Here is a 20,391-nt window from a genome sequence, read left to right on the forward strand (position 1 = left end):
GCAATTCCGCCGTCATGAACGGATGGATATTGCCCGCGCATCCTCATCTGAATTAACGTCGCGTCGAATCACCGGAGGTTGAGGGGTGGGGATGGGACAGCTTTATCGTATGGTCGTTATGTGTTGCGTCGCGTTTCAATTAGCATCATGCGCTGGAATGGCGCCGATCGAATCGCAATCGCGCCAAAGAGACGCGCGGCTGGCGAGACTATATTTCCTGCGCGAGAAGGCAATTATCGGCGCGATGGGAGGGACGGCCGCAGCGGCGGAAATAAAGGTCGACGGCAAAGTCGTCGGATCGGTAACCAACGGCTCCTACTTCTTTGTCGATCGTCCGCCGGGGTCTTATAAGCTTTCTGTCAAGAACGCGATGTCCTTGGCAGCATTCGATACCGATGTACAGGTCGAAGCGGGCAGGGAATATTACTTCAATATCGGGTCCCCGATGTCGGGCGCTATCGGAACTGATTTCGCGGTTCACAGTCTTTCAGGCGGCAAGGGAGAACAGATGCGGCCTGAGTCCCCGCTATCGGTCGGCTTTTCAGGAGCAGCCTTTTTCAGCCTCGACCCCGCAACCGGCGCCGCGGAAATTGAACGGCTGAAAGCGCCATGAGCTAAGCGCGCTTGGTGCCGTCGGGCGGATTAGTGAAGCGTAATCCGCCCTTCAGCGACTATAACGAGGCGGATTACGGGAATAACAAAACTGGCGTCAGGGTAAAGGCACGGATAGATTTCGATATCATGACCGCATCGTCTTTGCCCCCACTGCCAGGTACGGCTTCTCCCGGAACATGGAGAATGGGTACGGCCGATCATGATTTAGCTGACGGCCGCCTCGCAACCTTCGCCATTCTTAAGCGGCCGACTCCTACATCACTTTCTCTCCTTGGCACCGGCTTCTATCTTCAGCCTCGAGGCGGCTTTGCAACCGCCGCACATGTCGCGCTGGAGGCGCAGGAGCTTCTGTCGGTGACACCGGACTCAGTCGGAATTGCGCATACTTTGTCAAACGGTCGAACGAGATTTCTTCCAATCTGGAAATTTTTCATTCATGAATCGGCCGACGTGGCATTCGGAATTCCTCGATACGAGTTCGTCGATGAAGAAACTTGCTTAGTCTATCGAGCGAAAGTTCTTTGTTTAACGAGTGTCACCCCCGACATTGAATCTCCAATTAGCACATGGTCGTATCCTCTTCATCAAGTGATCGGAGATGAATCGACTGGCCAATCTGTGCAACTTCAGCCCGATTTCTATAACGGCGTACTTCAGGAATATTTTTCCGGCCGTGGCCCCTCGGCGAAGTTAAAGCCGCCCTATTACCAAACAAGCATTAATCTGCACGGAGGATCGAGCGGGGGGCCGGTCTTCAATCTCAAGGGCGAAGTTTTTGGGGTCGCATCTTGCAGCTACGATGGTGCGACTGATATCGCGTTTGTTACGCCAAGCTCCGCGCTTCTCGAACTCGAAATTCCTGAGCGCATCTCTGATGACATCGATGAAGGACCTAGAGTAAGCTTGCGAGAACTGGCTACGCGTGGTCAGATCACGGCCCGATAGCAAGCGTAGCTCGGATGAGCGGAGCGGTATCCGGGATTTTATGTTTTTATTCGATCACTGCATATCGCGGCGCTCATGCGGGCTACTTGCTGAGCGATCGAGCGCCGTGCAGACGAACGGTGCTTCTCGTCGACAGTTGAAGCCGTCCGCTCCCGGCAAACGGTCATCAGCCTTCCCGCAACGCGCTTACGCGTGCGTCGGCCAGTGGCGCTCGCGGAACCAGATGCGGTAGTCCGACGACATCTTGGCGCGCTGCGCCGCCGGCGCGCGCCGCTTGCAGGTTGAGGCTTCCTCGCTGTTCTCGGGGGCGCCCCACCTCAGTTCGACGCAGTCGTTCGGGTTGTAGGCCATCTCGAAATCCGCCGCGCGATCGATGACGTCCTTGAGCGACAGCGTCCATGGCGAGCCGTCGCTGCGCGTATAGGTTATCTTGCGCGAGGTCAGCTCGGAAGCGAGCACGCCCTGCAACTGGCGCTTCACGTCCTCGATGCCCTTGCCCGCCATCGCGTAGCGGTCCGCCCGCCGCGCGACATGATCGGGATAGCCCCGCACCACATCGATCGCGATCAGCAGGCGGAAATCGCGCGCCGGCGTGGAATAGTCTTCCCAGGCGCCGGTGGTCTCGAAGATCGAAGGGCCGTTCGGCATCGCGGTGTCGCCAGCCTGCTTCTGCTGATATTTTCGTCCGTTTTCGACCGAGGTGACGCGCGTCTTCACCTGCTCGTCGAGGCTGGTGATGGCGTCGGTCATCGCCTTCACCGGATCAAGCGGCTCGGGCGACATCACGTCGTCCATGCGGTCGTAAAAATCCTCGGCGCTCAGTTTCGACTGATCGAGCGAGAAGTCAGCGTATTGCGGATTCTTGCCGATCTCGGCGTTGCTTAGCCGCCGCAGCCGGCCGCTGTCGCTCACGATCGGGCGGAAATGCTTGAAGCCGGGGCTGCCGAGCGCGGGATCGTGCACGAACAGGAAATTGCCGCGCCAGAAACGCTTGCGCGTGATCGATCCGTCCGGTTCGGCATCGACGGCGAGAAACACGCCCGGCATGCCGTTCACTTCCGGCACGCGATGCACCAGCATCAGCACGTGGCCATAGGGGTCGGCATAGACAGTCCCCGGGCGCAGCGCCTTTTGCGTCAGCGGGATGGTGTAAAAATCGGTGTTGTCGTCGCTCCCCGCCACGCGCACGGCGCCGGTGTGGACGACGTCGCCGACGTCGCGCAGATACTCGCCGAAATTGCTCGGGCGCTTCGGCTTCGGCGGGGGCGCAGGCGCAAGGATGGGTGCCGCTGCCGTCGCGACCGGATCGGGCGGCGGCTGCTGCCGGCCGAGCAATCGCAGCAGGCCCGGCGCCGGCGCCGGAGGAGGCGCGGCGGCGGTGGGGTCTGCCGATGCGATGACGTCCTGTTCGGGCGGCGGCGGCGGACGCGTGACCTCGGGATGCTCGATGTCGAACCACTGGTAGCATTTCGGCGGCTTGCCGCCGGTGCCGCGCGAGCAATTCGAATAGCCGAACGGCAGCCCCATCTTGAAGGCGAAATAGGCGCGCAGAAAGTAGACGAAGTCGGCGCAGTCGGGGCGCAGGCCGGTCTGCACATTGTCTTCGCCGCGGCCGAGATAGTTGAACAGGAAATTGCGCGACTTGTCGCGCAGCACTTCATGCCACACCTTCCAGTTCAGATCCTGCTCCGGCGGCGCGTCGAACAGTTTTTCGATCCACGCCGAAAACAAAGCTTCGGTCGTGCTGTTCCAGGTGGCGCGCACCTTCCAGATACTTCCCGGCGGCGTCGGCAGCGGATCAGGTTTTCGCGCGCTCACGGCGATGTCGCGGGTGATCGCGCTGCAGTCCGCGGTCGCACGGTCGAGCGCCAGCGTTGCGTGCCAGGTGCCTGCGGCGGGCTCGGCAACTTCGGCGAACCAGGAATAAGGCCCGCCGCCGAGCCGGCCGGCCGATTTGGCCGCCACGCTGCCATCCGGCGCGATCAGTGAAAACGTGCCTTGAAGCGGCTTTTCGCTGACGACCATGACACGCAGCGGCGCGCCCTTCCATGGCGCGAGCGGCGACGGCACCACGGTGAGTTCTGCGGCATCGCCGCAGTTGCCGGCCGCCTGGGCCGGCGACTCCATGATCGATAAAAGCAGCAATGCCGTCGCAACAGCAGACCAGCGCGCAAGACGCATGTGAGCGACCTTCCTGGGGCGTCTTCGAACGTTTCGGCCCGGGGGCCAAATGACGGGATGCCGAATGACGGGAACCGGCACGATAGCGAATTAGGAGAGATCAGCCAGCATTTTGACGGCGATTTTGCGGCCCTGCGGGGAGTTCCGTGGCCGCTGATGTAGGCTGTCCAGCCTTATTTGCGGAGATTTCGCTGCGCACCCGTCATTCCGGGGCGATGCCACCGGGTCCGCGCGGGCGCGCGGCCCGATGACAGGCTCCGCATCGAACCCGGAATCCAAGGATTCCCCGATGTGCAATTGCACATCTGAGGTCTGGTCCTGCGGACCATCCCGGAATGACGGCTACGAGAGAGGGAGCGTATCGCGCCGCGGAAGGCGGACGCTTGTCTTGCGTCATTGCGAGGAGCAAAGCGACGAAGCAATCCAGAGTCGGATGCGGGATTCTGGATTGCTTCGCTTCGCTCGCAATGACGGATAAGTCGGTACCTTGAAAGTTTAAGCGAAGAACAAGCCCGTTCGCGTCGTCCCGGCCTGGAGCCGGGACCGCCTCAGTTGGCGGAGGCGACCGGCGTGACCGCCGGTGCGCCCGGGTCAAATCCGAACAGCTCGACCAGGTACTTGTAATAGTCGGGCATCTTTTCCTTCAGGTTCTCGCGCGTCTTGGGATCGTGCACCGAGTCTTGGCCGGCCAGGAAAATGCTGGCGGTCACGGCAAAGAACTCCTTGTGGTTGGTCAGCGCGTAGGTGTCCTTGGGAAGCAGATCCTTTGACTTGGCGTAGGCGTAGAACCCCTTGATGCCCAGATTGTCGAAGCCGTTCGGCATCAGCTTGGCATGATAGGCGTGGAGAAACTCGTGCAGCAGGATCGGTTCCGGTGCATAGCGCGTCATGTTCGGGCTCAGCATGATGACGCCGGTTCCGGCATCGGCGGCCAGCTCGACCATATCAGGGTTGGTCCATTGCTGCTTGTCGTGATCCCAGGTCGTGAGCCCGCGTGAGCCACGGCGGGTCCGGTCGGGCACGACGGCGCCGTAACATGCGGCGCCGGCGCCGATTTCCATGCAGGTCATCTCGCTCGCGACCAGCGGCACGGAATGAAAGAATTTCAGCACGCTCGGGCTAAATCCCGCGCTTTCGACCATATCGAGCTGGTGCTCGAGATTGTCCTTGAGCGCATCGTAATCCTTGCGCCCCGCGTATTCCGACAGGTCGAAGGTGTAGCCGCGATAGGTGTCGAAACCGGGCGGTACCGACGGCGCTGCGGCGCTGTCGGAGGGGTCGATCTGGAGCACGCGCGATCCGGCGCCGGCGGCCGTGCAGCCGAGCGCGAGAACGATGATCGTTGAAAAGGCCAATGCGACGCGCATGATGATCCCCTGCTATCCGGTCGTCGGCCGCGAAAGACAGATCGTGGTTTTCTGCGGACGAGTGCCCGTACAATAAGCGACCGGTGTTGCGGCGCCGTTAATCCCCCGCCGCCAACCGTCTCCCGGCCGTTATGCTGGAATTAACTTAACGAAACCCGTTGGCTGCAGCGCAGCGCAAAGCCCAGCCGGCAAGGCCAGGGAATTGGGCGTGAAGGACCGCCCGGTCACGCCGCCGCTTCATCGATGCCGATCTCGTTTTCAGGGCGGTCGCGCAAGGCGGATGCGTCCGAATCCGGACCCGGACGCTTGACCGGCCGGTAGAAACAGGAATAGGGCGGACACATCCCGTCCCCACAAGAGGGGCGTATCGCGATCGTCACGGACGTTGGGCACGGGATGCGGTGGACGCGGCAGCGTCGGGCGCGCGACTGAACTCGCAGGGCGGCTTCATTTGGAGTTCGTGAGCGATCAGGGTGCGCAGACGAACGGCGCTGTTTCCGTCTTTGCTGAAGTTGTCGTGCGGGCCCAAAACCCGGCGAAGCCTCTTGGCGAAGACGGGTTGCGGACGGTGAAGCCGTGTGGTCCTGGCACCCGTTGCTGGTGTCAAGTTGGCGGAGGTGTTGCGAGCCCAACCGGGACTCGACGCGCCCCATTCGTCAACGACGGTGACAAGACGAATTCGTCGCCGAGGAGAGCGCGGAATAGACCGTTAAAACCATTGCGCAGGGAAGGCCGGGTGAACCCGGTGAACCTGTGGTGACGACACTCGTGTGCCACTACCACCACCGCACACGGGGCTGCGGGTGCAGCGGGCACCCGGCTTTCCCTGCGCCCTCTGTTTCCTTTGGGCGAATAATTCCTGCACAACTCGGGCGCCGCGCGCCGCGGGATCGCGGATGTGTGTGTTCTCCGTCATTCCGGGGCGATGCGTAGGGACGCAGCATCCAGCCTCGGTCATTCCGGGATGGTCCGAAGGACCAGACCTCAGATGCGCAATCGCGCATCGGGGAATCTCGAGATTCCGGGTTCGATGCTCCCGCATCGCCCCGGAATGACGGCTTCGGATACTTGCGCCGTCCCGGCCTTGAGCCGGGGCCCATGACCACGGATATCAGTTGTTGCGCCACGCTGGGGCCTCGATCTTCTCGACGATGCACATCGGTGGTTGGGTCCCGGCGCCTGTGCGCCATTGCGCACAAGGCCGGGACGATGGGCATAGAGCAAGGCGAGATCGGGAAAAAGCGCGATGGTCGAAAAACGATGGCACAATTCGCGGCGAAAGGTTTTGCGCGTGGCAGTCGGCGGGATACCCGCAGCGCTGTTGTTTCGGATATCGCAAACCGCAGCCGCGGATAAAATGACGCGGCAGCAGGCGGAATATCAGGACACGCCGAACGGCATCTACAGCTGCGGCCTGTGCACGCTGTTCGAGCGGCCGAAATCCTGCAAGGTGGTCGAAGGCGACGTCAGCGAAGACGGCTGGTGCAAGGCGTTTGCGATGGCGGATTAGGGTTGAGGCGTGGAGGGCGTGTCACGAAACATACTCGTCATGCCCGGACTTGATCCGGGCATCAATCAATCTCGAAGAAGATGGATCACCGGGTCAAGCCCGGTGATGACGATCTCAATTATAATGCCGTCATTGCGAGGAGCGAAGCGACGAAGCAATCCAGAGCTTCGCATGCGGCCCTGGATTGCTTCGCGGAGCCTGTCATCGGGCGCGCGTTCGCGCGACCCGTTGGCTCGCAATGGCGAGCCCTCACACCTCCCGCGCATTGGAGAACGCAAACGACGACACCCGCCGTGTGTTCTCATCCAGGATCAACGTTCGCGTGATCGGCGGCTCGGCGCGCTGGCTGCAGTTTTCGCGCTCGCAGAGGCGGCAGTTGACGCCGATCGGCGTGCCCTCGGTTTTCTCGAGGTCCATGCCGGTGGCGTAGACCAGTTTGGCGGCGTGGCGGATTTCGCAGCCCAGACCGATCGCAAAACGCGGCTGCGGCTGCGGATGCGGCGCCACCGGTCGTCGCACCATCTGCGCGATCGAGAAATACCTGGTGCCGTCGGGCAGTTCGATCACCTGCTTGAGCAAACGGTCCGGGGTGTCGAAGGTTGAATGCACATTCCATAGCGGGCAGGTGCCGCCGAATTTGGAGAACGGGAAGGTGCCGGAGGAAAACCGTTTTGACACGTTGCCGGCATTGTCGACGCGCAGCATGAAGAAAGGGATGCCGCGCGCGTTCGGCCGCTGCAGAGTGGTCAGGCGATGACAGACCTGCTCGAAGCCGGCGTTAAAGCGCTGCGCCAGCACGTGGACATCGTAGCTCAGCGATTCCGCAGCGCTGTGAAATGCCTGGTAGGGCATCATCGCGGCGGCGGCGAAATAATTCGCCAGCGTAATCCGATAAAGCCGGCGCGGCGTGTCGTCGAGCGGACCGGCGCGGTTGATGATGGTCTCGAACGGGCCTGTGCATTCGGCAAGGCCGATCTGGAACGCGAGCTGAAACGCGCGGCCGGGTCCGTCGACCAGTTCGGAGACCAGCAATTGCCGGCGATGCCGGTCGAACCGCCGCAGCGTCTCGCGCATGACATCGACAGGCATGATGCGGGTCACGATCGAATGTTTTTCGCGCAGCCGCGTGGCGAGTGCCGCGAACAACCCTTCCGAAGCCATGTTCAACTCGTCGCGCAGATTTTCCGCGGCCTGTTCGAGCTCGGGGAAATAATTGCGGTTGGCCTCGATCAGGTCGCGCACGCGTTCGATCGGGTTGGCCTCGAAGCGGGTGCCTTCGTCGCGGTCGGCCATTTGCGCCGCTACCATGGTCTCGCCGCGGCGCGCCTCGGTGTAGGCGGCATACAGCCGTTGCAGCGAATGCGTCACGCCGGGGCACAATTCGGCGAGGTCGCGCAGTTCCTGTTTCGGCAAATCGATCTGCCGGAACAGCGGATCGGAAAAGATCTCGTTCAGTTCGGCGAAGAACCGGTCTTCATCCGCGGTGGCGAGGTCGCGCAGGTCGAGGTCGTAGGTCTCCGCCAGCCGCAGCAGGATCTGCGCCGTCACCGGGCGCTGGTTACGCTCGATCAGGTTGATGTAGCTCGGGGAAATGCCAAGCCCCTCGGCAATCTGGGTCTGCGACAGCCCCAATTGCTGGCGGATGCGCCGGAATCTCGGTCCGACAAACAGTTTTTTCCCGGAATCGCCGGCCATGGCAGCCTCGCCAACTTATTTGCGGTTCGATTTGTGACAAAATTAACAAAATAACATCTATGACATGTCTCGATGTTACATGACATCATCATTCGAATACAAGCCATCTGTACGAAATATCGAGTTTAGCGTTTAGCTCCTGTCACGCGTTTCGCAATGCACTGTCACGAATGTCGATTGGAGAATACGATGTCGAAGACCTTTGAGCAGCTGGTTCCCGCGCCCGCCGGGCGTTTCGATGGCATCAGCCGTCCCTACAGCCCGGCCGAAGTGGAGAAGCTGCGCGGCTCGGTGCCGATCGCCTACACGCTGGCCGAAAAGGGCGCCAATCGGCTTTGGCAGTCGTTGAAAAGCGAGCCCTACGTCAATTCGCTGGGCGCCGTCACCGGCAACCAGGCGATGCAGCAGGCCCGCGCCGGTCTGCCGGCGATCTATCTGTCGGGCTGGCAGGTTGCCGCCGATGCCAACACTGCGGGCGCGATGTATCCCGACCAGAGCCTCTATCCGGCGAATGCCGGCCCGGAGCTGTGCCGCCGCATCAACCGCACCTTCCAGCGTGCCGACCAGATCGAGCACTCCGAAGGCGGCGCCAAGATCGACTGGTTCGTGCCGATCGTGGCCGACGCCGAAGCAGGCTTCGGCGGTCCGCTGAACTCGTTCGAGATCATGAAGGCCTATATCGAGGCGGGCGCGGCCGGCGTTCACTTCGAGGACCAGCTGGCGTCCGAGAAGAAGTGCGGCCACATGGGCGGCAAGGTGCTGATCCCGACCGCGGCGCATGAGCGCAATTTGATTGCTGCGCGTCTGGCCGCCGACGTCTGCGGCACGCCGACCTTCGTGCTGGCGCGGACCGACGCGGAAAGCGCCAAGCTGATCACCGCCGATGTCGACGAGCGCGATCGCGAGTTCATCACCGGCGAGCGCACCGCCGAAGGCTTTTTCCGGCTCAAGCCCGGCACGGGCCTCGCTCACTGCATCAAGCGCGGCATCGCGTTCGCGAAATACGCCGACCTGCTGTGGTGGGAAACCTCGACGCCGAACCTGAAAGAGGCAAAGGAATTCGCCGAGGCGGTGCAGAAGGTCTATCCCGGCAAGATGCTGGCCTACAATTGCTCGCCGTCGTTCAACTGGGAAGCTAACATCGACAAGGCGACGATTGCCAAATTCCAGCGCGAAATCGGCGCGATGGGCTACAAATTCCAGTTCGTGACCTTGGCGGGCTTCCACTCGCTCAACCACGGCATGTTCGAACTGGCGCGCGGCTACAAGGCCGAAGGCATGGCGGCTTACTCGCGCCTGCAGCAGGCCGAGTTCGCTTCCGAAAAGCACGGCTATTCGGCGACGCGCCACCAGCGCGAAGTCGGCACCGGCTATTTCGATCTGGTGTCCACCACCATCACCGGCGGCACCTCGTCGACCACGGCGCTTCACGACTCGACCGAAGCCGCGCAGTTCAAGGCGCCCGGTTCGGACATCCACGTTCAAGCGGCTGAATGAGAGGAGAGGCTATCATGACCACAGGCAGCAATTTCTGGGTGATCGGCGGCGAGTTCGGTTCGATGAACTTCCACAAGCTCGTGGAAGGCTCGGCGCAGGTGCAGGGCCCGTTCAAGACCCGCAAGGAAGCCGAGGACGCTTGGCGCGTGGTCTCCGAGGAGAATCGCCACAAGGCCGGTGTGCGCTTCTCGATCGTGGAAGAGCCCTCGCGCGTCCCGGCCTGATCTGATCGGCGGTCGAAGGCTAGAAGAGCAAGCTAGAAGAAACGTCCAAGGAAGATGGTGGTCCCGGCCGGGTATCGGCTGGGACCACTGCTTTTCGGCCATAGCGTTTTCAAGCGAAGTGGTGACCGGTTCGCGCGGGGAAAACGCGTCAAAAACAAGGGGAGCGAGCAACCCCTTGGGAATAAACGGTCTTTGCGGGCGGGGTGGTTACTGATAGGTTAAGAATATCCGCACCCATCAGGACAAAGGCCGTTCACGGATGTCAGACGCGCAGAATACCGGAAGTAGTGCCGCAAGCGAGGCGCGCCCGACCCGGCTGCGCGATGCGCTCCGGCAGGCGCGGATCGAGGCCGCCGATCGTACCGGCGTCGTCGTCGATTTGCGTGATGCCGAAGTGGCGCGGCTCGAGATCCTCAACGAAGCACTCGATCCGCTGTTCGCGCAGGTGCCGGAGCAGGTCGATCTGTTCGATCGCGGTGTCAGCCAGGGCGAGACGCCGCGGCTGTGGATCGATGTGGTGGCGCATGTTCTGATGGGCCGCGACAAGCGCATCTATCGCTTCGTGCAGGATACGCGCTTCGGCCGCATCGTGCTTGCCGAGTCCCACGATGTCGAGATTATCGTCAAGGCCGTCACCGATTATGTCGCGCGCCGCATGATCGAGCGCGAACATGCGCTGGTGGTGACACCGGCCGCAGCGCCCGCGCCAGTCGAGAAACCGCGGCGCGGATTTTGGATGTTCGTCTTCGGCTTCATCGTCGGTGCGCTCGCGCTGTTTGCCCTCGCTTTGTTTGCGAGTTTTCGGGATTTCTGACGTCTCACCGTCGCAGTGACGAAAGATTAAATCAACCGCGTCCGGCTCAATTGCTGAACGCAGAGCTTGTCGTCGATGCCGCGCACGGTCTGCTCGCATCGCCACGCTCCGCCATCGCGCTCGACTGAAAAAAGATTATAGGCCGCGGCAGGGTAATGGCCGTGCGCAAGGGCCGACGCTGACGGCACGCCGATCACGGGGATCGTGCCGTGCGGTCCGTCGATCCAGATCGTTGAGTGAACATGATCGTGCCCGTGCAGGACTAATTCCACGCCATGCTGCTTCAGGAGCGCCAGCAGTTGATCCGAGTCGGTCAGCCGCTTGGCTCGGGCATTTGAACGCAGCGGATGATGAATCAGCAGCACACGAAAAAGCTGCTCGGCGGCAACGCGGCTCAACGTCCGCTCCAGCGCGTCAAGCTGCGTGCGCCCGAGCCATCCCGTCGCCATCAGCGGCGGCGTCGGGACCGCCGAGGATACGCCGATCAGGGCCAGCGGACCGCGGCGACGCAGGAACGGAAATGTGCCGCCGCCTGAGGCATCGTCGCCAGCCAGGTAGCTTCCCCACGCCTCGGCGATGCGAGGCTGTGTCGCGCGAACATAGGCGTCGTGATTGCCGGGCACGATCGTGACGCGATCGGGCGAGCCGACGCCCTCAAGCCAGGCCCGCGCCGGTTCAAATTCGGCTTCGAGCGCAAGATTGACGAAATCGCCGGTTACGGCGACGTGGTCCGGTGTCTGGCCGTGTAGATCCGACACAAGAGCATCGAGCACATCGCGGCGCTGGTATTTGTGGCGGTTGCGCGTCCAGTTGAGATAACCGAATGCACGTTTACCCAGGAGATCGCCGAGCCGTGCTGCCGGCAAGGGCGGAAGATGCGGATCCGACAGGTGGGCGAGGGTGAACGCCGCCATCACACATGTCCAATCGGACTGCCCGCGCGATAAAGCTGCACGATCATCTCGTGATATCCTGTGACGCCCTGCCATCTATTGGCAAGTTGAGCGCCGTCACGCAAGGATCACGTTAGGATCAAACATGATGTTTCGAGATCGGGATGTTTGGCGGCCATGAAGGTACAGAGCCTGCGAAAGCGATTTGAACCGGCGCTGCGGCGGGTGTTTCATCTCTATTGGCGCGTCGCCCGCGGCATGACGCTGGGGGTTCGCGGTGTGGTGCTTGATGGCGACGGCAAGGTGTTTCTGATCAAGCACAGCTACGTCTCCGGCTGGCATCTGCCGGGCGGCGGTGTGGAAGTCGGCGAGACGTTCCTCGAAGCGCTGCGGCGCGAATTGATGGAAGAGGGGCGAATTGAAGTGCTGGGGGAGCCGGTGCTGCACGGCCTGTTCTTCAACAGCCATGTGTCGCGCCGCGACCATGTCGCCGTCTATCTGGTCAGACAGTTCAGGCAGGATCGCCGGCCTGAGCCTAATCGCGAGATCATCGACTCCGGCTTCTTCGACGTGGCCGCGCTGCCGGCGGAGACGACCAGGGGCACGCGACTGCGGATCGCTGAGGTGCTCAAAGCAACGCGGCAAATCCCGACCTGGCGCTAACCTAATTTTCCCGGCATGTCCTATTGCCGCGAGACAATGATTGCGCTTGGATGCTGTGCATCCGCCAGAGAATGCCTTCATGCATATCGAGCACCGCTAACCGACGATGCGATATCTGAAGGTAGCCTGCAGTCTGTTATGTTTCCTGATATTGCTCGGCAACATTTGGACTATCTCGCACTGGAGCGAAAGCAGAGGCGTGTATGACGACATCTGCTATCTGCGGCAGGCCCATCTCTTTCAGCGATTTGGGCTCAGCGGGTTGGACACAGATATCTCGCGGGATGACGATCACTATCTGTCTTCAAAACTGAAGGAGATTGGGTTTCCGACCTGGAACAAGCCGGCGACGGCTCCCTGCCATAACCTGATGCCGGCGACACAAAGACGGGTGATGCAATATCCACCGGGCACGGGCGCTGTCCTGGCGCTGTTTCCTTCCGGACACCAGTTGATCCCGCTTTACGTCTCGACCGCAACCATCATGTTCGGCTTTGCGCTGCTTGGCATTTTCTACGCCAGCGCGCCTTGCTTGACGTTGATCGCTGGCGGCGTCGGTTGTCTTGCCGTCTACTTGATGGTCAATCCCGCGAAAGCGAGTTATTCCATGGCACCCACAATGGCGGTGTGCGCATTGGCGGGCTTTCTAACGGCTCGCTTGTTCGGCCGGTCGCAGCAGAAGGGAAAAACTTTATTGACGGTATTGCTTGGCTTCGTGCTCGGCTTGTCCGTTGATTTCAGACTGCCCAACCTGTTTCTCTCATCCGCCTATTTCCTGTTTTTCCTTGTTTCTTTCCTATCGTGCCGGAAAATGAAGGTCTTCCTGCGGGGCGTTTTGTTTATATTTTCATTACTGGTTGGGATGGCGCCGACGCTGATCGCGAACATGGTCAACGCTGGCAGCCCCCTTAAGACGACCTACAGCGGCAACGACCTGGCGCGACCTGATTTCGCGCTTAGCGTCACCTCGCAATACCTCGCCGACCTGCAATTTGCTCTGCTGGCGTTCGTGGGCGCGTCGATCATCTTTCATCTGTGCAGGGGTCGCACGGACGGCATCAGGCGGGTCGCGCTGATAGTGACTGCAAACCTTCTGGTGAATCTTGCCTTCTTCATGAGCCACCCGATCTTCACGCCCTATTACACGGTCCCTGTCGCCATGCTTTCACTGTGGAGCTTGCTGTTCAATTGGTTGATGGAGCCGGCGGGAGCAGTGGATGGTGGCATTCTTGAGCAGGCGGTAAAAGCCTGATCATGATATGCAGGTTTGAGTCGGCGGGGCTGATCGGGCGGGCGTTGTTGCAATGACACCATCATCGATGCGAATTGCTGTTTTGGTGCCGTGCTTCAACGAGGAAGCCGCGGTTGCCACCGTCGTGGCGGATTTTCGCAAAGCGCTGCCGATGGCGGAAATCTTCATCTACGACAACAATTCGTCGGATCGCACCGTTGCGATCGCGCGTGAAGCCGGCGCGGAGGTGCGCAGCGAACGGCGCCAGGGCAAGGGTCATGTCGTCCGGCGGATGTTCGCCGATGTCGAGGCCGATATCTACGTGCTGGTCGATGGCGATGCGACGTACGACGCCGCCAGCGCGCCGCGCATGATCGACAGGCTGTTATCGGATCATCTCGACATGGTCGTGGGCCTTCGCGTCGATCAGGTGCAGGCCGCCTATCGGCCAGGGCATCGTACCGGAAACTGGATGCTGACGAGCTTTCTCTCGAGCGTGTTCGGTCGCGCCTTCAAGGATATTCTGTCAGGCTACCGCGTGTTCTCGCGCCGTTTCGTCAAATCTTTTCCAGTTTTGTCGGATGGCTTCGAAATCGAAACCGAGCTGAGCGTTCACGCGCTTGAACTGGGGGTGCCGGTCGCCGAGATCGAAACGCCGTATTACGCCCGGCCGCAGGGATCGTTCAGCAAGCTCAACACCTGGCGCGACGGCCTTCGGATTCTAAGCACTATTCTGAAACTCTACCGGTCGGAAAAGCCGCTGCGTTTTTTCACCGTGCTCGGAATCTTTTTTATGCTGGTTTCGGTCGGGCTCGCCATTCCCATCCTCGTCACCTATCTCCAGGACGGTCTTGTTCCGCGGCTGCCAACCGCGGTTCTCTCCACGGGTCTGATGATCGTGGCGGTGCTGTCGGTGTCATCGGGGCTGGTGCTCGATACCGTGACTCGCGGCCGCCGCGAGATGAAGCTGTTGTCGTATCTGGCTCAGCCACCGATCCGGGCCGGCTAAACCAATGGTTATTTGCGGGCGCCGGGGCGATGGACCGCGCCGCCGCTTGGTGCTATCCCGCGCCTCACGATGAATGATCTCTCTCTGACTATCCTGGCCGAAACCGCCAACGACGCGCAGGCAATCGAACGGCTGCATGAACGCACCTTCGGGCCCGGCCGTTTCGTGCTGAGCGCTTACCGGATCCGCGAGCATGTTGATCACCTGCTCGATCTCTCCTTCACGGCCCGGATCGGGACATTGCTGGTTGGGTCGGTGCGCCAATTGCCAATCTGTATCGGCGATACCAAGGCATTGCTGCTGGGACCGCTGACGGTCGAGCCGCCCTTTCGCAGCCGCGGAGTTGGCCGTGCGCTACTCGATCGCGCGCTGCAGGATGCGAAGGCGCGGGGCCATCGCCTGGTGCTGCTGGTCGGCGACGAGCCCTATTACAGCCGCGTCGGCTTCAAGGCCGTCCCGAAGGGAAGGGCAACCATGCCGGGACCGGTCGACTACAGCCGTCTTCTGGTGGCGGAGTTGGCCGATGGCGCGTTCACCGATGTCTCCGGTGCAATCCGCCCGGACTGGAGCTTTGCGCGATAACGCGTGATCTTAAAGTTTGCCCTCGGATGCGATCCGAGGGCAAATAGTCATGTTTTACCGAGAGATGCGTCAGGTTGTTCGCTCATCACAATTTCTGTGAGATGCCGAAATAGAAGCCGCGGCGCGGTCCATATTGCGGCGCGAACACACCGATGCCGGACCCGTCCCGGATCTGGTAAATGGTGTCGAACAGATTGACGACATCAAAGCGTAGCGTGGTCGGCTTGGTCGGCGACACGATATTGAAATCGTGCGACACGCCCAGATTGACCTGCGTGTAGGAAGGGACGGTGCCAGTATTGGCGAAACCGTCGCGCAGGCCGCTGCCGTAGATCATCGAGGCGCTGTAACGCGTGCCGTTCCACAGATAGGACGCGCCGAGCGACGCGGTCAGCAATTGCGCGTGATCGGTATAGACGTTGTTGTTGGCGATGTAGGCGAGTTCGTCAGGATCAAACAAATACTGGTTCGACACGACATCGGTCGCGATCTGCTTGGCCCAGGCCAGGTTTCCGTAGGCCCGGAAGTTGCCGTTGGTATAGTTCGCCTTGAATTCGACGCCGACATTCTCTCCGCGGGCATAGTTGAACGCCGTCAGAACATAGGCCTGTCCGAATTGCCCGTCATCGAGCAGGTCGGTGGCGGTCTTGTAGTAACCGTCGATTCCGAGTTCGAGGCCTGGTACCGTGTATATCTTCTGGGTGACGCCGACGTCGAACACGTTCGAGCGTTCCGGCTGCACCGGATCGTTCTGGGACACCGCAGGCTGCGCCGTCGAGTTCGCCACCAGCGCAAGATTGGTCGGCGCCGCCAGCACCTGGTCCGGTGGCGTGAAGTTGCGGGAATAGCCGGCGTGGAACACTGTGCCGTCGAACGGTTTCCAGGTCACGTTGATACGCGGGCTGAGCTGGTTGGCGTCGACATATTGCCACATCTGGTCGAAGCGCAGGCCTGCGTTCAGGGTCAGATCGTTCGTGATCTTCCACTCGTCCTGAAGATAGGTGCCAAAGAGCCAGCCTGTCTTGGAGCTGGAATCAAACACGCTGAATGGAGGACCGACCGGATTACCCATGGCATCAACCTGATTGCCATCGGCATCGACCGGCAGCACGCTATCTATATCGGTAACCAAGGAGCGTTCCGCACTGACGGAAAATCCAAACCGCAGGGTATGGGCGTAGCCGATGCGCCAGGCGGTATCTTCCTGAATGCCATTGACAAAGCTCTGCCGGTAGACGTCCGAAGCAATACCGTTGAAGATCAGATCGCCGGTGGGGTCAGGCATGAAGTGCAACTGGCTGTAGCGGTTGAAATAGGAGAGCTGGTAGTCGATGCCATCGCCCGATTTCTGGTAGGCAAGGACGTTGAACTGGTTGAACTCGTTCTGGTGTTCGTTGAGCAGCGCCGAATTGAAGTCGGTCACCCCATTGACGTTGAATTGCGGCGTCTGCCCGGGATTGTTGGGAATTTGATAGGTCCCGTTGGATACGCCGCTCATGAAGGTCAGGCGGCTGGTGGGATCGAGCACCGTCGAGAGATAGAGGAATCCTTTTTCCTGCGCTGTGCGGTCGTGAATGGCTTCGTTCGACGGCGTCGGGTTTTCGATTCCGAGATTGCTGCCGAAATAGCGTCCGGAAACGAAATACTGGGTTTGTCCGATGGTGCCGCCATATTCGAGCGACGTCGTGATCGTGCCGTGGCTGCCGCCATAGACACTGACGCTGCCGCTGTTGTTGAAGGCGTCCGCCTTGGTCTGAATGTCCAGCACGGCCGCCGTATGCAGGCCATACTGCGCCGGCAGCGCACCGGTCAAAAGATCGAGGTTGCCGATGATGCCGGTGTCGAGAATTTGCCCGAACGCGCCGACGCCGTCGGGAAGCATGATGCCGTTGATGCGATATTGAACGTTGGCGTGCTCGTTGCGGACGTGGAATTCGCCGCTCGCGGCCGAGTCCTGCGAGACGCCAGGGGCCTGCAGCAGCGCCTTGTCCAGTGACGTGTTGGTGCCCTGCGGGAGCGCTTCGAGCGCCTGCTGGTTCAATTGATAGGAGCCGGCGCCGGTGGGCGCCAGGATGGCGCGGCGGGCTTCATCCAATTTATCGTTGTTGCCTGCGACCACCTGCGCTTCGGTCTGCTTTGGCGCCGCCGGTGGCGTTTCGCGACGCTTATCGGTCACCACGCGTGTTCGCGGACGGCGCGGCAGCTGCACACGCTTGGGTGCTGCGACTTCGACGTCCGGAAGCGCGGTCGGTGCGTTTGCAGCCGGCGCCGACGTTTGCGATAGCGCCGGGCTGCAAAGGCCGCAGAGCAGCAGCGAGGCTGCGCCGGAAGCGGCCCATCGTGGCTTTTCGAATACTGACATTATTATTCCGATCCCCATAAGCCGCGGCCGGATTCCTGCTTGCCAGGAAGTTTGACCGAGCTTGCCGTCGATGATCGACGGACCGATTCCCATTCATTCCAGGAGCAGCCGCGCATGGCGCGGCGTTTCCTCCAAGGCTCAGCAATCAATCGATGTCAGGAGATCGGGGGAGCGCGGGGCTGAAAAGCGATGCGTGCGGAGTTCAGGTGGACGAACTCGGCATCGGTGGTCAGGTAGAGAAATTCGACTGCTTGCGGCAGTTGCAACAGCGGCGGCGTTGCAAACAGCACCGCATTCGCCATCGCGATAACGGCGCAGATCGCGCAGGCGTCGTTCGATTGCCGGTCGGAATCATGGTCGGGCGCCGGCTGCCGCGGTTGCGCCGACTGACGGGCGGTGTCCAGTGCAGAAAGGCTAGTGGCGTGAGAGACGTCCGGCTGCGACAGGCCGGACTGGACCGCGGGCGCCGCCTGCGCTGCAATCCCGTGGAAATGCCCGAACGACAACGCAAACTGAATCGCGAGCGCCAACAGCGCAAGCCGCGATCCATATTTGATGTTCGATCGGAACCACTTCATGCCTGCACGCACCCCACATCAGATGGCCGACAGCACGAAAGCGTCGGGGCCATCAAATGTTATATTATAACATCAGGGATACCAGATGGATGTCAACCACAGTCCGGTCGTGTGCCTGAAGATTCCGTCAGGCATGTGTAATTTTGCAACGCCGAAGACGATCAGCGCCCCTCGCGCAGCCAGGTCGCGGCAAACGCGCCGAGCAGCAGCAGCAACCCGATCAGACCTGCGAACACCGGCAACACGCCGACACCCTTGACGACGCTGGCGTCGCGCATTCTCACACCCATCCAGCCGTCGCCGTGAAACGCGCTTGACGATCGCACCGGAACGATGCGCGGAAGATCGATACTGGAGCCATCCACGACGCGCCGCGCGTCGCCGCCGGTCGCCTGCGCCAGCGGTTTCAGCGTGTCGGAGGTGGAGGTGACCTCGGAAAATTCCTTCGGATTGGTCGGGCCGACATTGATCAAGGCTTTCAAGGTGCCGTCGGTCGCTTGCCACAGGCCGAGCTCGTTGGCCGGTACCGTCGAGCTCCAGGTGCCGGGCTCGCCCGCCGTCAATGTCAGCTCGCGCGTCGCGCCGGACGGCGATGTCACCGTCACCGGCGCGACGGTATCCGCCATGGTCTGGCGAAGTACGGTCAGATCCTTGCCGTGAACCTGCAGCCGGAGCGCTTCTTCGTCGAGATCCGGCTGCTTCATCAGCCAGTGCGACATCCGCCGCAGCAGGTCGAGATGCGGTCCGCCGCCCTCATAGCCGCGCGCCCATAGCCAGATGTGATCCGTCAACAGCAGCGCAACGCGCCCTTCGCCATAATGCGACAGCAGCAGAAGCGGCTCGCCGTCGGCACCGGTCATGACCGGCGGGCTGGTCGCGTTGCGGGTGTCGACGGTGCGGAAAAACCGGCTCCAATGCGGCGGCTCGAAGTTGGAGCCTTCCAGCCCGCGCGTGACGGGATGGCGTTTGCCGGCGTCGCTCAAATGCGCATAAAACGGTTTCTCGGTGACGCCGACGGGTTCAGCCGGCAGAACCGAATCCAGCGGTGTACGCCAGATGCTGGTGTTGGAGGCGTAATCGGGACCCGCCGAAACCAGCACCGCGCCACCGGCGCGCACATAGCGCGCGATGTTGTCGAAATAGGCGATTGGCAGCACGCCCTGGCGGGCATAGCGGTCGAAGATGATCAACTGGAATTCGTTGATCTTCTGCTGAAACAGCTCGCGGGTCGGAAAGGCGATCAGCGACAATTCATTGATAGGCGTTCCATCCTGCTTTTCCGGCGGGCGCAGAATCGTGAAATGCACGAGGTCAACGCTGGGATCGGATTTCAAAAGGTTGCGCCAGGTGCGCTCGCCGGAATGCGGTTCGCCCGACACCAGCAGCACCCGCAATTTATCGCGCACGCCGTCGATCGAAACCACCGCGCGGTTGTTGACCAGCGTCAGCTCATTGTCGAGCGGCGAGGCCTCGATCTCGACGATGTTCGGCCCGGCATGCTTGATGTCGATATCGACATTGACGGTCTGGCCGCTCAGCACGGTGCGCTCGTTGATGACATCGCCGTCGCGGCGCACCACAACCTTGGCGCGGTCGCCGCTGACGCCCTGATCGTCCAGCCGGTAGGTGATGGTCTGGCTTTGTCCGACAATGCCGAAACGGGGAGCCGCTGATATCGCGATGCGCCGGTCGCGCTCGTCCTTGCGCCCGGTAATCAGGGCGTGCACGGGAGCCTGAAATCCCAGCGCCGCCGCGTTGGCGGGAATGTCATGCACCCGTCCGTCGGTGATGAGGAACGCGCCGGCGACACGATCGACCGGAACATCCGACAGCGCCGATGACAATGCGCCGAACAGTTTGGTGCCGTCGGTTTCGCCATCGGCCTGGCCGGCATCGACGACCCGGACCTCCAGGCCTTTGATCTTTTTCAGCTCATTGACCAGTGCTTCCTGCGCCTGAGCGGTTTCCCGGGTGCGATCGCCAAAGCTCTGGCTGGGGCTTTTGTCGACGACGACCACCGCCACCGAGGACAGCGGCTCACGATCCTCGCGGGTAAAGGATGGATTGGCGAGCGCCAGCACGATCAGCGCCAGCGCCGCCACGCGCACGGCGGCGCCGCGCGACCTTCCGAGCAACAGCAGGAGTGCGATCACCGCGATCGCGGCAAGCGCGAGCCATAGCACGAGCGAGGGGACTAGCGGGGTAAACGCGATACCGTATTGCAT

The 20,391-nt window shown here is 61.4% G+C and carries 17 protein-coding genes; 10 read left to right on the forward strand and 7 right to left on the reverse strand.

Annotation, left to right across the window (positions count from 1 at the left end; all coding sequences use genetic code 11):
- Positions 1 to 157: 157 nt before the first annotated feature.
- Together BLV09_RS32615 and BLV09_RS32620 are read left to right on the forward strand one after the other, a co-directional pair.
- Positions 158 to 613: a DUF2846 domain-containing protein gene (locus BLV09_RS32615; RefSeq protein WP_167558960.1), complete on the forward strand. Its 456-nt coding sequence runs from the start codon at positions 158 to 160 to the stop codon at positions 611 to 613.
- A 185-nt stretch (positions 614 to 798) separates the two neighbouring features.
- Positions 799 to 1,560, forward strand: coding sequence for a S1 family peptidase (locus BLV09_RS32620; protein WP_167558961.1), 762 nt, complete (start codon positions 799 to 801; stop codon positions 1,558 to 1,560).
- 186 nt (positions 1,561 to 1,746) lie between these two features.
- On the opposite strand, the gene BLV09_RS32625 is transcribed toward BLV09_RS32620, so the two are convergent.
- Both BLV09_RS32625 and BLV09_RS32630 read right to left on the reverse strand, forming a co-directional pair.
- Positions 1,747 to 3,741, reverse strand: coding sequence for a hypothetical protein (locus tag BLV09_RS32625; RefSeq protein ID WP_146690335.1), 1,995 nt, complete (start codon positions 3,739 to 3,741; stop codon positions 1,747 to 1,749).
- Between the two features lie 548 nt (positions 3,742 to 4,289).
- Positions 4,290 to 5,108, reverse strand: a complete 819-nt coding sequence (locus BLV09_RS32630; RefSeq protein ID WP_146690336.1) for a hypothetical protein — start codon at positions 5,106 to 5,108, stop codon at positions 4,290 to 4,292.
- A gap of 1,246 nt (positions 5,109 to 6,354) precedes the next feature.
- On the opposite strand from BLV09_RS32630, the gene BLV09_RS32635 reads away from it, so the two are divergent.
- Positions 6,355 to 6,618: a hypothetical protein gene (locus BLV09_RS32635; protein WP_146690337.1), complete on the forward strand. Its 264-nt coding sequence runs from the start codon at positions 6,355 to 6,357 to the stop codon at positions 6,616 to 6,618.
- A gap of 249 nt (positions 6,619 to 6,867) precedes the next feature.
- Here BLV09_RS32635 and BLV09_RS32640 read toward each other — a convergent pair whose 3' ends face one another.
- Entirely contained in the window at positions 6,868 to 8,313 is a 1,446-nt protein-coding gene (locus BLV09_RS32640) for a helix-turn-helix domain-containing protein (protein ID WP_146690338.1), read from the reverse strand.
- 189 nt (positions 8,314 to 8,502) lie between these two features.
- Here BLV09_RS32640 and aceA point away from each other — a divergent pair, with 189 nt between their 5' ends.
- The 3 genes from aceA to BLV09_RS32655 all read left to right on the forward strand — a co-directional run bounded on the left by aceA (position 8,503) and on the right by BLV09_RS32655 (position 10,848).
- Positions 8,503 to 9,810, forward strand: coding sequence for an isocitrate lyase (aceA, locus tag BLV09_RS32645; protein ID WP_146690339.1), 1,308 nt, complete (start codon positions 8,503 to 8,505; stop codon positions 9,808 to 9,810).
- Positions 9,811 to 9,824: 14 nt separating this feature from the next.
- Positions 9,825 to 10,034 carry a DUF4170 domain-containing protein gene (locus BLV09_RS32650; protein WP_079542893.1) on the forward strand — a complete coding sequence of 70 codons (210 nt, stop codon included), beginning with the start codon at positions 9,825 to 9,827 and terminating at the stop codon, positions 10,032 to 10,034.
- 259 nt (positions 10,035 to 10,293) lie between these two features.
- Positions 10,294 to 10,848, forward strand: coding sequence for a hypothetical protein (locus BLV09_RS32655; protein ID WP_146690340.1), 555 nt, complete (start codon positions 10,294 to 10,296; stop codon positions 10,846 to 10,848).
- A 26-nt stretch (positions 10,849 to 10,874) separates the two neighbouring features.
- Here BLV09_RS32655 and BLV09_RS32660 read toward each other — a convergent pair whose 3' ends face one another.
- Complete coding sequence (locus BLV09_RS32660) at positions 10,875 to 11,762, reverse strand: metallophosphoesterase family protein (protein WP_146690341.1); 888 nt, start codon at positions 11,760 to 11,762, stop codon at positions 10,875 to 10,877.
- Between the two features lie 156 nt (positions 11,763 to 11,918).
- On the opposite strand from BLV09_RS32660, the gene BLV09_RS32665 reads away from it, so the two are divergent.
- The 4 genes from BLV09_RS32665 (at position 11,919) to BLV09_RS32680 (ending at position 15,226) form a co-directional block, all read left to right on the forward strand.
- On the forward strand, positions 11,919 to 12,404 hold the full coding sequence (locus BLV09_RS32665; protein WP_146690342.1) for an NUDIX domain-containing protein: 486 nt from the start codon (positions 11,919 to 11,921) through the stop codon (positions 12,402 to 12,404).
- 199 nt (positions 12,405 to 12,603) lie between these two features.
- Positions 12,604 to 13,656 carry a hypothetical protein gene (locus BLV09_RS32670; RefSeq protein ID WP_244548870.1) on the forward strand — a complete coding sequence of 351 codons (1,053 nt, stop codon included), beginning with the start codon at positions 12,604 to 12,606 and terminating at the stop codon, positions 13,654 to 13,656.
- Positions 13,657 to 13,708: 52 nt separating this feature from the next.
- Positions 13,709 to 14,644 (forward strand): glycosyltransferase family 2 protein, encoded by a 936-nt coding sequence (locus tag BLV09_RS32675; protein WP_146690344.1) that lies wholly within the window; start codon positions 13,709 to 13,711, stop codon positions 14,642 to 14,644.
- Between the two features lie 69 nt (positions 14,645 to 14,713).
- On the forward strand, positions 14,714 to 15,226 hold the full coding sequence (locus BLV09_RS32680) for a GNAT family N-acetyltransferase (RefSeq protein ID WP_146690345.1): 513 nt from the start codon (positions 14,714 to 14,716) through the stop codon (positions 15,224 to 15,226).
- Between the two features lie 85 nt (positions 15,227 to 15,311).
- Here the strand turns inward: BLV09_RS32680 and BLV09_RS32685 are convergent, their stop codons facing one another.
- The 3 genes from BLV09_RS32685 to BLV09_RS32695 all read right to left on the reverse strand — a co-directional run bounded on the left by BLV09_RS32685 (position 15,312) and on the right by BLV09_RS32695 (position 20,391).
- Positions 15,312 to 17,588, reverse strand: a complete 2,277-nt coding sequence (locus BLV09_RS32685) for a TonB-dependent receptor (RefSeq protein WP_146690346.1) — start codon at positions 17,586 to 17,588, stop codon at positions 15,312 to 15,314.
- A gap of 155 nt (positions 17,589 to 17,743) precedes the next feature.
- A complete protein-coding gene (locus BLV09_RS32690) occupies positions 17,744 to 18,166 on the reverse strand; it encodes a DUF2946 family protein (RefSeq protein ID WP_146690347.1) in 423 nt (140 codons plus the stop codon).
- A 161-nt stretch (positions 18,167 to 18,327) separates the two neighbouring features.
- The gene (locus tag BLV09_RS32695) at positions 18,328 to 20,391 is read right to left on the reverse strand and encodes a hypothetical protein (protein WP_146690348.1); all 2,064 of its coding nucleotides are present in this window, start codon (positions 20,389 to 20,391) and stop codon (positions 18,328 to 18,330) included.

Source organism: Bradyrhizobium canariense, from assembly GCF_900105125.1.
GTDB classification, from domain to species: domain Bacteria; phylum Pseudomonadota; class Alphaproteobacteria; order Rhizobiales; family Xanthobacteraceae; genus Bradyrhizobium; species Bradyrhizobium canariense_A.